The following is a 14,258-nucleotide window of genomic DNA, read 5'->3' as shown; positions in this document are numbered from 1 at the left end:
GGACATATTAGAAAGGAATGGAGGAACTATTCGTGGATCATGGGACAACCGTTAGTGCCGAGCTGTTTAGTGAGCTGAGAAAGTTGAGCCCAAAAGTTACCGGTGGCCTATTGCGCATGCGGCAGGAGGCGTATCGCGATGCGGTGGTGGCGGCCAAGTACAAGCTCCTGACCGCCATGGCGATCTCGATCGCGATCCGATGTGAGCCCTGTGTCAGGGCCTACGTCCAGATGGCGGTCGACAAGGGCATTTCGCGGGAGGAATTGGTTGAATTCCTCGAGGTCGCCATAACCATGCAGGGCTGTCCGGGCGAAGAATGGGCGCTGAAAGCATATGCGGCGTACAAGGACTGCAACAGCGGGCCTCAAGCAACCCCAATCACGGCCTGCTGCATCCATTCAGGAGATGAATCATGAGTAGCAAGTTCCATTTTGCATTACGGGTAGAGGGTATGACCTGCGACGGCTGCGCGCGGCATGTCACCGAAGCGCTGAAAACGGTCCCTGGGGTCGACACGGCGCAGGTTGGCTCCTGGCGGACGGGACAGGCGACTGTCGTTGCAAGCGCCGAGGTCAGGGATCACCTCCTGGTGGATGCCGTCCACAAAGCGGGCTATCATGGCGTGATTGTGGAGCGCCGCCCGCTTGAGCCGACTCGTCTTGTTGCGACGTCCGAGGGACGGGACTACAACTTACTCACTATCGGCGGGGGATCCGCCGCCTTTGCCGCGGCAATCAAAGCCGCCGAGCTCGGGGCGCGGGTCGCCATCGTGGAGAAAGGGACGATCGGCGGGACCTGTGTGAACATCGGCTGCGTGCCATCGAAGACACTCATTAAGGCCGCTGAACTCTGTTATCACTCCGCCTACCCGAACTTTGAAGGGCTGAACGCCTGTCCGCCGCCTTCAGACTGGCGGCGGGTGGTGCAGCAGAAAGATGAACTGGTCGCTGCGTTGCGCCAGGGAAAGTATGTCGACGTCGCCGCCATATATCCCACCATAACGATCCTGAGGGGAGAAGCTCGGCTCTTGGGCGGGCGCCGTGTCCGTGTGAACGGCACAGTCTACGAACCGGACAAGATCGTGGTGGCGACCGGCTCTCACCCCTTGGTGCCGCCCATTCCTGGGCTTCAAGAAGCTGGGTTTCTTGACAGTGAGCTGGCGCTCAGCTTGGAAGCTCTGCCGGCTTCGATGGTCATCATCGGGGGCGGCAGCATCGGCTTGGAGCTTGCGCAGCTCTTTACACGGTTCGGTGTCCGCGTCATGGTACTGGAATCCGGTCCGCACGTGGCGAGAGCAGAGGAGCCTGAGATTGGTGAGGCGCTTGTGCGCTACCTGGAGGACGAAAAAGTCCAGATCTGTACCAACGTCACAATCAGCCGGGTGGAACGCCGAGATGGCGAATATCTCGTGCACACCGAAGCGAACGGGAAACCGAAGATCTGCCGGGCGGAGCGTCTGCTGGTCGCCACAGGCCGGCACGCCAACACCATCGGATTCGGATTGGAAGAAGCCGGGGTGAGGCTGGGAGCCAAGGGCGAGATCGTGGTGAACGAACACCTGCAGACCACCAATCAGGACATCTATGCGGCCGGCGATTGCATTGGCAATCCTATGTACGTTTATGTGGCCGCGTATGCCGGTGGACTGGCGGCCGAGAATGCCCTCAGCGGCGTCGGGAGAGTATTCGATCTCACGGCCTTGCCGCACGTCACGTTCACTGATCCGCAGATCGCCAGTGTTGGGCTGACGGAAGAGAAAGCCACGGCACAGGGACGGGGTGTGCGAACCGCCGTCCTGCCTCTCCATCATGTCCCGCGTGCATTGGCATCCCGGAACACCAAAGGCCTGATCAAACTGGTGGCCGAAGATGAGACAGGCCGATTGCTTGGCGCACACGTGCTCGCGGCAGAGGCGGGTGAAGTGATCCAGGAAGCGACGCTGGCTATTCGGTTCGGGCTAAGCATCCAAGACCTTGCGGATACGTTTCATCCGTATTTGACCATGGTAGAAGGCCTCAAGCTCGCCGCGCTGACGTTCAAGAAGGACGTGACAAAGTTGTCCTGCTGCGCAGCCTGAACAGAGATGCATAGCCAGAAGAAGGCAAGGGGTTAAACACTCGCTGCTGCTCTCGCGAATTCAGCTGCCGAGGCCCAGGAGTCAGGCTTCAAGCCATCCACATCCCCGCCATCTTACTCGACTACCCCACACCGCCAACATCTTAGAACCGTCTTACTTCAGCCACCTCCTCCGGCTCAACACACCGCCCGACCATTCCCCAGCACTCAGGTCTGAATCAGAGAGCGGCTCGGCCACCTGTTCCGAAATCTTGACGTTTCCAAATAGCCGGCTGGCACGCACCAGAAGTAATTCTGAGTAGAGGCCTTCAGAGTTTCACCACAACGACAGGTTACTCATGACGCAGCACAGAACCAATTCCGTTCACGAAGCCACTCCCGAAAGCATGCCGCTCTCGGAAAACGCGCTCACCGTCCTCCGCGAGCGGTACCTGGCCAAAGACGACGAGGGGCATATCATTGAAACCGTCGATCAACTCTGGGAGCGAGTCGCTTGCGAAATTGCCACGGTCGAGACCCTGTATGGTGCGACGAGTGAGGAAGTGGCGTCTGTCGAGGAACAGTTCCACCAGATGCTCGCCTCTCGCACGTTCCTGCCCAATTCCCCCACCTTGATGAACGCGGGTCGACCCGGCGCCCACAAGCAGTACTCCGCCTGCTTCGTGATCCCCATCGAGGACGACATGCAGTCCATCGGGAATGCCGTCACAGCAGCCTTGTTGATCCATAAAAGCGGGGGAGGCACCGGTTTTTCGTTCTCCAACTTGCGTCCGAAGGGAGATCGCGTCAGGAGCTCAGGCGGCGTCGCGTCAGGCCCGGTCTCCTTCATGAAGATCATCGACGGCGCCACCGAACAGGTGCGCCAGGGCGGAACCCGCAGGGGGGCCAACATGGGAATTCTCCATGTCCAGCACCCGGACATCTTAGACTTCGTGAGTTGCAAGACGCTGGACGGCCAGATCCGGAACTTCAACATCAGCGTGGCCGTCACGGACGAGTTCATGAACGCGGTCAAGGAGGACAAGCCCTACAGCCTGATCAATCCCCGCACGAAACACCCCGTCAAGGAAGTCTTCGCACGGCTGGTCTTCGATCGCATCGTCGAGGAAGCCTGGAAGACCGGCGATCCCGGGCTGTTCTTCATCGACCGCGCGAACCGGGCCTGTCCCATTCCTGCCATGGGCGAGATCGTCTCCACCAATCCGTGCGGCGAGGTTCCCTTACACGGCTTCGATGCCTGCACACTCGGCTCCATCGATTTAGCGAAACATGTTCGGATCCAGCCAGGCCATGGTCAGTACGAGATTGACTGGGAGAGTCTAGACCAGACCATCCGCCTCGCGGTTCGATTCCTGGACAACGTCATTGATGCCAACGACCATCCGCTTCCCCAGATCAACGCCATGACGCGCCAGACCCGCCGCATCGGCCTCGGGATCATGGGGTATGCCCGCCTGTTGATGGCGTTGGGCCTTCCCTACGGCAGCGAAGAAGCCATACGCTTGACGGAGCGGATCGCGCACCAGATGAAAGCCATGGCGTGGCGCGCGTCAGAGCAACTGGCCAAAACACGAGGCGTGTATCCCGCGTGGAAGGGAAGCAAGCATGAACAGGAAGGAAGGCAGGTCCGGCACAGCTACGTGACCACCGTGGCGCCGACAGGCAGCCTCAGTATGATCGCCGACACCAGTGCCGGCTGTGAGCCCGAGTTCGCGCTGGTCTGGTTCAAGCACGTCCTCGAAGGGAGGAAGCTCCCTTACCTGTGCGACCTCTTCGAAACCACGGCCAGGCGGGAGGGCTGGTGGCACGACGACCTCATCGACAGGATCGTAGCCAATCACGGGTCTTGCCAGGGGCTCAAGGAAGTTCCCGCCCACTGGCAACAGATCTTTACAGTGGCCCACGATCTCACCCCTGAGCAGCATGTCCGAGTCCAGGCCGCCTGGCAGCGGTTCAGCGACACAGCGGTCAGCAAGACGATCAACCTGCCCTCCACGGCGACTGTCGAAGACGTCCGCCACGCTTATGTGCTCGCATGGGAACTCGATTGCAGCGGGATCACCGTCTACCGCGATGGGAGCCGCACCAGCCAGGTCCTTAATCTGGGCAAGGCGGACAGCAATGGGAGCCTGTCCTCGAACGGAACAAGCCAGGTGCGAGACGGGGACCTCCCTGTGGCCAACCCGTTCGAGTTGCCGGACGTCTTAGACGCAAAGCGGGTGCAGGTGAAGACGACCGATGGTCATGTGTACGTCACGATTTCGACTTTCAAGACCAGACCGCTCGAGGTCTTCATCCACACGCCCGTCGAGGCCAGCAACACTGAAATCTACGAGTCGTTTGCGCGAGTGCTCTCCATCTCCTTACGATCGGGTGTGCCGGTGGAGGCCTTGCTCGAACAACTGGAAAAGGCCAACCAGCGATACGGATCGGTCGCCAGCATCCCGGCCGCCATCATCCGAGCGCTCCGAATGAGTCAACTGGTCAAAGACAACGGCAATGGACTCCCTCCCTGTCCGCAATGCAGCCAGGGCACCATTCGGCAGGAGAATTGTCTGATCTGCCGGCACTGCGGCTGGACCAAGTGCAGTTGACGGTTCACCATTATATAGAGAGAGAAAGGTCGGCCATGCCTCCCCAGTCTCTACCACCGTCCGTTCCCCTCAACACGCCTGCGGTGACACCAGGGACGGCTCAGAACGTTGGGCTTCAAGTCGGATGGACCGTGGTGTACCGGGATGCCAAAGACCGACTGCAGGATGGCAGGATCATCGAGATCCTCGACCCAAGTACCAACGGTCGAGTCAACCTCGATTCCGGGGTCACCCTCCCCATTGCCAACATCACCGCCGTCAAAGCCGTCGATCAAGCCGGTCATTGCATCGCCGCCTGGACCGTCAATCCGCACGGCTATGACGGCAGTACTTCCGCCAATCCCCCGATGCTCACCGGCCCGGACCGCTGGTTCAAACGCTTTCGTCGTTTGGCCGAACTCACCTCCGGGATCACAGGCGACGATCCGCGCTTCTCTTCCATCATGCGGCTGCTCGACCAATGCGAAGAGGCTTACGTGCAGGGACATGAGTATGCATTCATTCAGCACGCGCGGCGGGTCGCCGCACTCGTCAACGCTCCCGTCTCCACACCGGGCTCCCCTGCTCGGTCCGGCTCGGCCGAACCCTCCCAACGAGCCGCGCTACGACCATCACAATCATCCGATCCTTCCCCCACCTAGCCGTCTCTTTACTCTCTCGCGACAAGCCATCACAAAGGAGTAGGCCATGCAGACTTCCATGCCCGATCTCGTGGCGCAGTTCGTCCGCGCCCGCAGCGTTTCGGTTCCTCTCCTCGCCATCACGACACCCGATCCCGCCGCCACGATCGGCCTGATCCGGACCTACGGGCTGCGAAGTCCTGGATCTGACCAGGAAGACCCCGTCTTTTCCTGGGACGTCAGCCGGGGCCTCATGCCCGTCAACAGCGGGGCTGAAAAAGCTTTGGCGGCGCTGCTGGGAACAGGAAAAGCCAGCGTCACGATCAATCCCTCGGAAACCCTCAAGCTCCTCGCGAATGTCCCCCCGAAGAGCGTGGTCTTCTTTCACAACGCCCATCGCTTCATCCGCAACGAGTTCGTCTCGCAGGGCATCTGGAATCTGCGCGACCTCTTCAAGGGCAAACCAGCGACCCTCGTCTTGCTGGCACCCACGATCGACGTGCCCGCGGAACTCTTCCATGATCTCCTGGTCCTGGAAGAAACGCTGCCGGGGCGGGAACAACTGGCCGCGATCATCAAGGACCAATGCGTCCAAGCGCAGATCAATCCGCCCTCCGAGGACGCAATGGCGCAGGCCGTCTCCGCCCTCCAAGGACTCGCAGCCTTTCCGGCCGAACAGGTCGTGGCCCTGTCGCTCAGCAAAAGGAACGGCATCAACCTGGCGCGGCTGTGGGAACGGAAACGGCAGATGATCAACGCCACGCCCGGGCTTTCCGTGTGGGGCGGGAATGAACGGTTCCAGGATATCGGCGGCGTGCAAGCCGCCAAAGACTTCCTCTCCAAACTCTTCAAGGGCAACGATCCGCCGAAGGCCGTCGTCTTCCTCGATGAAATCGAGAAAATGTTCAGCGGCTCCCTCTCCTCCAATCAGGACTCGTCTGGCGTCACCGTCTCTATGCTGGGCACCTTGCTCACCTACATGCAGGATCACAAGGCCAGAGGCGTCATCTTCGTCGGCCCCCCGGGGACGTGCAAATCCATGGTGGCCAAGGCCAGCGGCACGGAAGCCGGGGTGCCCGCGATCTGCTTCGACCTCGGCGCCATGAAAGCCTCGCTCGTAGGCCAATCCGAAGGCCAGCTCCGCCAGGCGCTCAGCGTTGTCAGCGCCGTCGCGGATGACAATGTCCTCTTCATCGCCACCAGCAACAATGTCAGCGCCCTCCCGCCGGAGCTGCTCCGCCGCTTCAAATACGGCGTCATGTTCTTCGATCTGCCCTCGGCGGCCGAACGGGAGACTATCTGGGCCATCTATCGCGGACACTTCCGGATCCCGGCCGAGATAGCCCTGCCGGCGGACCAGGGCTGGACGGGCGATGAGATCCGGACCTGCTGCGAGCTGAGTTGGCAACTCGGATGCTCTCTGGAAGAAGCCAGCGCCTATATCATCCCCGTCTCGATCCGCGCCGCGGACCAGCTCAAGGAGCTGCGCTCGCAAGCCAACTATCGCTACCTCTCAGCCAGCTACCCGGGCCCCTATCTGATGGACAAGGCCGAGGCCGCTCAGGGACCGAACCTCCGCATGTACGTGGCATAAGCGCATCGCTCTCCCTTTTCTAGGAGGCCCCCATGCCCTGCTGGATGACCGCCACCGCCACCGTCGAACTCAAAGCCGCCGATCAGACGCTCCTCACACAGGCCGCTGAACGGCTCGGCTGGACCGTGCTCCCTGAGGGAGAGGCGCTGCGCATCCAGACGCCCGACGGAATCACGCTCCTCGTGTCCGCCCAGTCGGCCGTGATTCCTCGAGGCCAGGAAGAACTGGTGAAGACGCTGCAACGATCCTATGCCCATCAGATTCTTGACAGCGTGGCGTCCCGATTTGGCTGGACCCTCGAATCCGCGGACACATCCGAATCCAATTTCGTCCTCACCAAGTTTTGATCGTGGCAGGGAAAGGAGCCGGTCATGCACAGACCTGATGCCATTCATGTGCACATCGCCCAGGACGGCAGCTTGACGGTCACCACGGACGACATCAGCATGCCCAACCATCGGGAAGCGGATGATCTGCTCCAACTGCTGAACCAACTCGCCGGCGGCCACACTGAATCCGTTCAGCGGCCGGAACGCCTGCTTCAGGAACAGCACGGCGATCACTCGCATCTCCACCACTCACATCGCGCATGAGGTTCACCATGGATACCCCACAAGCCACCCTGTCCGCACTCTGGAAGAACGCGGTCTGCCTCGTCCTCACGTTGCGGAAACTCGGCATCAAGCGGACCGTTCACCAGGATGTGCTCGCCGTCGAGACCGACCGCGCCATGGTCAAGGTGACCAAGGCGCTTCTGGCCTGTCCTGAATACGAGGCCATCACGAAGCTCGACGCGCAGATCCGCAAGAAACTCTCCAGCTATACGCTGCCGTCTTCCCTCCGGCCAGGGATCTACCTCGTCCCCAACGCTCTGCTGGAAGAAGTCGACGAGCTGATCCTGAACTTCAAAGAGAAACGGGAGAGCCTGATTGACTATTTTGTCCAGGTCTACCCCCAGCGCAGAGAAGAAGCCCAGCTCAAGTTGGCCGACCTCTACAATCCAGCCGATTACCCGGACGTCGACACCGTCAAGGCCGGCTTTCTTTTCGAATGCCAATATCTGACCTTCGACATTCCCGGAACCCTGAGCGCCCTCAGCGAGCGGCTGCTCATGCGTGAGACGGAAAACGTCTCGAAAAAAGTCAGGCAGATGCTTGAGGAAGCCAAGACCACCCTGCGCGAGGCGATGGCGGAACTGGTCGATCACCTTATGGAGCGACTCACGCCCAACGCCAACGGCAAGGCCAAGACGTTCAGGGCCAGTACGGTGACCAACCTGATGGACTTTTTGAACCGGTTCGACGCGCGCAATCTCAGTCGGGATCTGGACTTGCAAAAGCTCGTCGATCAGGCCAAGGGCCTCCTCTCGGGGATGGAGCCGGCGCGCATCCGCACGGACGAATCCGTCGCCACGGTCGTTCGCGGAGGGATGCGAGCGATCAAGTCCCAGCTGGATGCGCTGCTGGTCGAGAAGCCGTCGCGCGTCTACGCGCTGGAGGACGAATAGGAGAAAGTTGCCGAATCACAATCCGACGGCGTCTTCGCAGTAATACCCTCCCTGCCGGGACCTCCATCGCAGGATTACGCAAAGGATCACGACTCATCATGAAGCTCTCGCCTGACGATATCCGCCGGGCCCGTTCGGTCAATCTCATCGAGATGCTCATTGGACTGGGCCACAAGCCCGTGTCCCGCCGTCAGGACCATGCCCTCTTCCACTCGCCCTTGCGTGACGATCGCCATCCCTCGTTTTCCGTCTCCTACGTCAACAGCGGCTGGGTCTGGTACGACTTCGGCCCAGGCACACACGGCGATGTGATCGAATTCATCCAGCAGCAATTTCACCTCACTTTCCCTGAAGCGGTGCGGAAGCTGCTCGGTCATCCCATCGTCGACGGCCCCCCTCCGCGCCAATCCCGCACAGACTCGAATCGAGAACAGCGGCGGCGCATCGACCAGGCGCGGCAGGCCTTCCACAGGGCCAAGGCAAGTATGACGCCCGAGAAAGAAGAGGAGATTCGGCAGTATTTCGTTTCTCGAAAGGTCCCGTACCATCCCCACCTCGGAGCGGTTTGGATAGCCCGCGGCGAGGCCAAGACCCCGTACATCGGCATCCCGCTTCCCAGCCCGAACATCCACGTCATGCACGGATTGGAATGTCGAGCGCTCCATGACGTTCCGAACGAACTCCTTCGCGCCACGATGGGGCGATCCTGAAGCGCCAGAACGCGGCAGTCCTCGTCACGGAAAGCATCCTAGACTGTTTGGCTGGCGATGTTCTGTGCGGCCCTACGTTCACACTCTGTGCTCTGAATGGAATCGGCAACGTCGGCAAACTTCCGGAGTACCTGACTCGGCTCCATGCCAGGATCGTGTACCTTGCGCTGGACAATGACCCCGAGCCTGACAAGGGTCCTAAAGCCCAGCAGGAAGCGATCGCGCTGGTCACCAGACTGGGCATGCACGTCGTGGAAGTCCGAGTGCACCACCAGGCAGGCGTGAAGGACCTCCATAAGCTCCTGCTTCAGACTCGGACCCGCATCTCGCCGTTCCACCTCACCAAGAGCGGCATTTAGCACCAAGCTTCGCCGTGCGTTCCCTCCACTTTCGCGTAACAACACAAGAATTGTTCAGTCGAGATCTTGCACGGAGACGCCATGGACACGCGCCAGGTTCCGATCACGACGTTTATCGAGACCTTCAGCGCCAGCCTTTGTGAATCGGCCGCTTCGCAGCTGAGGCCTACCTTCAGACCCGAGCACCGGATCCAGGCCCAGCCGATCTTGAATCAACTCAAGGAACCGCTCTGGCCTCCGCAAGCGGATGTCGCCGCTGCGACCGCCTTAGTGCTGCAACAGCATCGCGGCGCGCTGATCGTCGGAGAGATGGCGACCGGCAAGACGCGCACCTCGGTCGGTGCCTGTCTCATCCGAGGTGCCCGACGCGTGCTGGTGATGGCGCCGCCCCATCTCCTCCGCAAGTGGGAGAGGGAAATCAAACGCATTCTGCCGGACGCCCGGGTCCATCAGCTGAAATCGCTCAGCAGCATCGATCTCATCGCCCGGACTCCCCTCCGCAACCATCTCCCCCTCTTTGCGATCATCTCCCGCGAAAAAGCCAAGCTCTCGTATGCCACGAAACCAGCTCTGGTCCTGAAACGATGGAAGGGCGAGCACGGATTGGTGGACCTCTTTTGCTGTCCCCACTGTGGGGCCCAGATCCGGGATGCCGACGATACGCCCCTCACACCGGAGACCTTGCCGGCCAAATCTCAATGTCGCGACTGTCGCTCTCCCTTGTACGACTTCGATCCGAACGGGCCACGCCGGTACTCCCTGGCCGATTACATCTGTAAGCAACATCCGACCTTGTTTGATACGTTGGTGGTGGACGAGATCCACGAACTGAAGGGCAAAGCCACGGCCCAGGGCATCGCCTTTGCGAACCTCATGCAGGTCACGGACCGTGTCATCGGATTGACGGGCACGCTGTCGAACGGACGCAGCACCTCGCTCTTCTACCTGCTCTGGCGTCTCATTCCCGGCCTCAAGTCGGCGTATCGTTTCCACGACGAATCCCGTTGGGTCGATATCTATGGCATCCGCGAGACCCGCACCACCTCCATCGAGGCCGACCAGGTGGTCGAGCACGGAAGTCAGTCGAAACGGAAAGTCTATGTCACGGTCCTGGAACGACCTGGGATCTCGCCTCGGCTGATCCCGCAACTGGTCGACAAGGCCTGCTTCCTCCGCATGGAGGACCTAGACATCGCCCTCCCACCCTATGAAGAGCACGTGGAGACCTGTGAGCTCGAAGGCCAACTCAAGGAAAATTACGAGCAGCTCTTCAAAGCGGCCAAACCCTTGATCCGGGAAGCCAGGAAATCCCGCGACGGGCATCTGCTGTCGACGGTCATCCAGGCGCTGGTGGCCTACCCGGACCGCTGTACGAGCGAGGAACGGATTACGAACAAGTTTGGACAGGTCAAGTTCCTCCTCCCACCGTTACCCGAATCCATCCATTATCCGAAAGAACGGTTGCTGCTCCGACAAGTGGAAGACAATTTGAACCGGCATCGCCGGGTCCTCGTGTACTGCACCCACACGGGGACGCGCGATATCACGCCGCGCCTTCATCTGATTCTGAAGCAAGCCGGGTTTCGCACCGCGGTGCTCACCGCTTCTGTGCAAGCCGAGCGGAGGGAGGAATGGATCGAGGACTGGGTGAAGGCCGGCCTGGACGTGCTGATCTGTAATCCCCGTCTCGTGCAAACCGGCCTCGATCTCCTGGATTTTCCCAGCCTGCGATTCTTCGAGTCGGATTACAACATCCTAACTGTCCGGCAAGCCTCTCGCCGCTCCTGGCGGCCGGGACAACAGCAGCCCGTCGACGTGCGACCGCTCATGTATGCCGGCACGGCCCAGGAACAGGCCTGGTCCCTCATCGCCAGCGGGATCAAGGCCAGCCTGTACACCGAGGGGGACATCACCAGTCACGCGATGGCCGCATTCAATCAAGAGGACGACGTCACCATCGGGCTGATCCGCTTCATCCTCGACCAGAACCCTCAGCTCATGAGCGCGGAAAACGCCTTTCGCGACCTCGCCCGCGCGTATCAGGAGCAACGGGAGCTCGTCGGCGACCCATCACCTCAGCCCCCATTGCATCTCATGGCCACATCACCGGCCGTGGAACAAGCTGTCGCCATCGCGCCAACTGGGCCTGCTCACGCGCAATCCCCAGAGCTCTCCCTGCAACTCGGTCTCTTCGCTGCCTGACCCATTTCATTCTGTAACTCATCCATGAGGCCCGCATGACACACGACCGCTCGAGCACGATGGACGACGAAACGAAGATGCTCCGGGTCAACGGCTTCGATGCCTTGATCGAATCTTATGCGTACCAGGACCTGGAGTCTTGTCTCTCTTTACGGGCGCTGTCACTCATCGCTCGAGAGTCCAGCATGCGAGCGATCCGCGCCAACATGAGCCTCGGACATCAGGTTGACATCGACGGGGTCGGACAACTCTCCTGGCCGAGGCCCTCCGACCTGGAGATCCAGTCCTTTCACCGCCGGCTCCCCTCAGGACTCATGTCCTCCCTCTGGATCCCCAAGACCGCCACGGCCTATGGGATTGAAGCCAACAAGCCGGCGTATCTCATTGCCCCTCCTGGCACCGTCACCACGACCCCGGCCGGCTTTATCCCGCTGCTCGACCGGCTGCTGCCATTTCCGATTCTCGCTCCCTGGGCGGAGGCCCTTTGGCAATTCGGCTTGGAAGCCGGATGGGTCACTCCCCTGATCGGACACAGGCTGCATGCCTGGGAGATCCATCCTCCTCGCAGCGTCGTGCAGGACTTCATCACCACCCAGCTCCAAGCCCGCGCACTGCCCATTCCAGCCTGAGCAGGGCGGGAACAACATTCCACCATTCACACGAGAGCCACGGACCATGAGAACGATCGCCAGAGCGAAGGCGGGATTCTATCCGACGCCGGAACCGGTCACCCACGCCATCGCCAAGCTGATTCACAACCCCGCCCACCATCCCGGCCGACTCTGCGATCCTTGTTGCGGCGTCGGACAACCAGCACGCACCCTGGCCCAGTCGCTCGGGCTGCTCAGTTTCGGGATCGAACTCGACAAAGAACGATTCCAGGCCTCGAAGCTCATCCTCAACCACACGCTCCGCTCCGACGCCTTTGCCACCGCGATCCAGAAGCACAGCATGTCCATGGTGTTCCTCAATCCCCCGTATGACGATGTGGGAAAACGCCAGCGCAGCGAACCCGCATGGCTCCGCCTGCTTACTCCCGCCCTGCAACCGGGAGGCATTCTCGTCTTCATCATCCCGGAGCCGCGGGTGACGAAGGAAATCCGCCGCTATCTCGCCACGCACTACCGGCAGGTCACGTTCTACAGGTTTCCTCATCCGGAGTATCTCGCCTTCCGGCAGGTCGTCCTCTTCGGAGTGAAAGCCGCCTCGCCCTCGCACGATCGCAGACGGCTCGATGCGCTCGTGGCCGAGGAGATTGAGTACCGCTCCCTCGAGGGCAGCCTCACCCCGCTCTATGCGATTCCTCCCCAAGTGATCGCAGGACCGATCGAGTTTCGCAGCCACTGGGTCTCTCCTGAAGACCAGTTCGCTGAGGCTTCCAAATACGGCATCTGGCAAGACCCCCGCATCCACGATGCGCTCCACTTTCCCGTCACGGGCCCCTGTACTCCACTCATGCCGCTCAGAAAAGGGCATCTCGCGAGAATGATCGCGGCGGGCATGTTGAACAACCAGACGATCGCGACCGGGTCCTCACGCTGGATCATCAAGGGCTTCACCGACAAGACCACCAAACAACTGCCGCCCGAGCAGGAAGAATACGACATCCAGAGGGGACGCGAGACCCGCACCGTGACGCGCGTCATCGAAATGTTCGTCCCCCAGATCCAGGCCTGGGACATCACCGAAGGGCTTACCTACGGCCAGCACGTCATCGTCAATTGCGTCGACCACCGCGGAGATGTCGCACCAGAGACACCATGACATCCAGCAACGAGCCATCGAGCACCCAGGACTCCAGGCCGCGGAAGGCGGTGAGCACTTCTTGCGGGTGCGCCATGAAGTCAGAACGATCCTGCAAGGATTGCCGGAAACCATTCCTGGGCACAGAGGCGGCGCAGTATGGCCCGTGCTGCCGATGGAAACATCGAGAGCAGAGGGCGAAGAAATACATCTGGACAGCAGACTGCGATCAGGTGCTTCGTGACCGCTACGATGGAACTATCAAAGGGCGCGCGGCTGAAATTGCCGCCTTGCTCGGATGGCCTACCTGGGTAATCAAACGCCGCGCCGCCGAGCTTGGACTCACGTATCACCTCGATCCGAAGCCCTGGACCAAGGAAGAAGAAGCCTTTCTCCTGGAACACGTTGGCACCCGCCTCCTGCCCTGGATCGCCAGGAAGCTGCACCGCTCCCTCACGTCCGTGAAGATGAAATGCCGCCACATGGAGCTGAGTGTCCGGTACCGGGAGGGGTACACGCTACGTGAGCTTGAGCTCTGTTTCGGATGCGATCACCGCGTGATCGAACGATGGGTTCGCGAGCAGAAGCTCCAGGTCAGACGGCGCGGCACCGAGCGAACCCACGACGCCTGGTACGTGACCGATAGGGATCTCCTCCGCTTCATCATCGAACATCCCCTTGCCTTCCCGCTACGCAAGGTGGACCAGTTCTGGTTCATGGATCTCGTGACCAACGGCGGCTTGGTCCGAAAGGCGTTGCAGGCAGCATCACAGGATGAATCCGATCATAGGGCCGCCTGACTCTCGATCTCTGCGCCCGACGATTCAAGAACATCACTCACATCTTCTCCCGT

14 protein-coding genes are annotated in these 14,258 nt (G+C 60.7%); all 14 read left to right on the top strand.

Going from position 1 to position 14,258, the window contains the following annotated elements:
• Positions 1 to 32 precede the first annotated feature (32 nt).
• Positions 33 to 416 carry a carboxymuconolactone decarboxylase family protein gene (locus NITMOv2_RS07160; RefSeq protein ID WP_238590487.1) on the top strand — a complete coding sequence of 128 codons (384 nt, stop codon included), beginning with the start codon at positions 33 to 35 and terminating at the stop codon, positions 414 to 416.
• Positions 413 to 2,077 (top strand): mercury(II) reductase, encoded by a 1,665-nt coding sequence (gene merA / locus NITMOv2_RS07155; protein ID WP_053379213.1) that lies wholly within the window; start codon positions 413 to 415, stop codon positions 2,075 to 2,077. Before NITMOv2_RS07160 ends, merA begins: the two co-directional genes overlap by 4 nt.
• Positions 2,078 to 2,414: 337 nt before the next feature.
• A complete protein-coding gene (locus NITMOv2_RS07150) occupies positions 2,415 to 4,670 on the top strand; it encodes an adenosylcobalamin-dependent ribonucleoside-diphosphate reductase (protein ID WP_053379212.1) in 2,256 nt (751 codons plus the stop codon).
• 131 nt (positions 4,671 to 4,801) lie between these two features.
• A complete protein-coding gene (locus tag NITMOv2_RS07145) occupies positions 4,802 to 5,311 on the top strand; it encodes a hypothetical protein (protein ID WP_238590486.1) in 510 nt (169 codons plus the stop codon).
• A 46-nt stretch (positions 5,312 to 5,357) separates the two neighbouring features.
• Positions 5,358 to 6,884 (top strand): AAA family ATPase, encoded by a 1,527-nt coding sequence (locus NITMOv2_RS07140; RefSeq protein WP_053379210.1) that lies wholly within the window; start codon positions 5,358 to 5,360, stop codon positions 6,882 to 6,884.
• Between the two features lie 32 nt (positions 6,885 to 6,916).
• Positions 6,917 to 7,231: a hypothetical protein gene (locus NITMOv2_RS07135; protein ID WP_053379209.1), complete on the top strand. Its 315-nt coding sequence runs from the start codon at positions 6,917 to 6,919 to the stop codon at positions 7,229 to 7,231.
• 24 nt (positions 7,232 to 7,255) lie between these two features.
• Positions 7,256 to 7,477 carry a hypothetical protein gene (locus NITMOv2_RS07130; RefSeq protein WP_053379208.1) on the top strand — a complete coding sequence of 74 codons (222 nt, stop codon included), beginning with the start codon at positions 7,256 to 7,258 and terminating at the stop codon, positions 7,475 to 7,477.
• An 8-nt stretch (positions 7,478 to 7,485) separates the two neighbouring features.
• Positions 7,486 to 8,391: a hypothetical protein gene (locus tag NITMOv2_RS07125; RefSeq protein WP_053379207.1), complete on the top strand. Its 906-nt coding sequence runs from the start codon at positions 7,486 to 7,488 to the stop codon at positions 8,389 to 8,391.
• Positions 8,392 to 8,489: 98 nt separating this feature from the next.
• Positions 8,490 to 9,101 (top strand): CHC2 zinc finger domain-containing protein, encoded by a 612-nt coding sequence (locus tag NITMOv2_RS07120; RefSeq protein ID WP_053379206.1) that lies wholly within the window; start codon positions 8,490 to 8,492, stop codon positions 9,099 to 9,101.
• Positions 9,095 to 9,460 carry a toprim domain-containing protein gene (locus NITMOv2_RS22595; RefSeq protein WP_083447835.1) on the top strand — a complete coding sequence of 122 codons (366 nt, stop codon included), beginning with the start codon at positions 9,095 to 9,097 and terminating at the stop codon, positions 9,458 to 9,460. Before NITMOv2_RS07120 ends, NITMOv2_RS22595 begins: the two co-directional genes overlap by 7 nt.
• Before the next feature lie 81 nt (positions 9,461 to 9,541).
• Positions 9,542 to 11,662 carry a helicase-related protein gene (locus tag NITMOv2_RS07110; RefSeq protein ID WP_053379204.1) on the top strand — a complete coding sequence of 707 codons (2,121 nt, stop codon included), beginning with the start codon at positions 9,542 to 9,544 and terminating at the stop codon, positions 11,660 to 11,662.
• A gap of 35 nt (positions 11,663 to 11,697) precedes the next feature.
• The gene (locus NITMOv2_RS07105; RefSeq protein WP_053379203.1) at positions 11,698 to 12,291 is read left to right on the top strand and encodes a hypothetical protein; all 594 of its coding nucleotides are present in this window, start codon (positions 11,698 to 11,700) and stop codon (positions 12,289 to 12,291) included.
• Between the two features lie 46 nt (positions 12,292 to 12,337).
• On the top strand, positions 12,338 to 13,426 hold the full coding sequence (locus NITMOv2_RS07100; RefSeq protein ID WP_053379202.1) for a DUF6094 domain-containing protein: 1,089 nt from the start codon (positions 12,338 to 12,340) through the stop codon (positions 13,424 to 13,426).
• 74 nt (positions 13,427 to 13,500) lie between these two features.
• Entirely contained in the window at positions 13,501 to 14,205 is a 705-nt protein-coding gene (locus NITMOv2_RS07095; RefSeq protein ID WP_145976209.1) for a hypothetical protein, read from the top strand.
• Positions 14,206 to 14,258: the final 53 nt, after the last annotated feature.

The organism is Nitrospira moscoviensis (assembly GCF_001273775.1).
GTDB classification, from domain to species: domain Bacteria; phylum Nitrospirota; class Nitrospiria; order Nitrospirales; family Nitrospiraceae; genus Nitrospira_D; species Nitrospira_D moscoviensis.
Note: the sequence above shows the minus strand (reverse complement) of the source record. Positions and strands in the feature narration are given on the sequence as shown.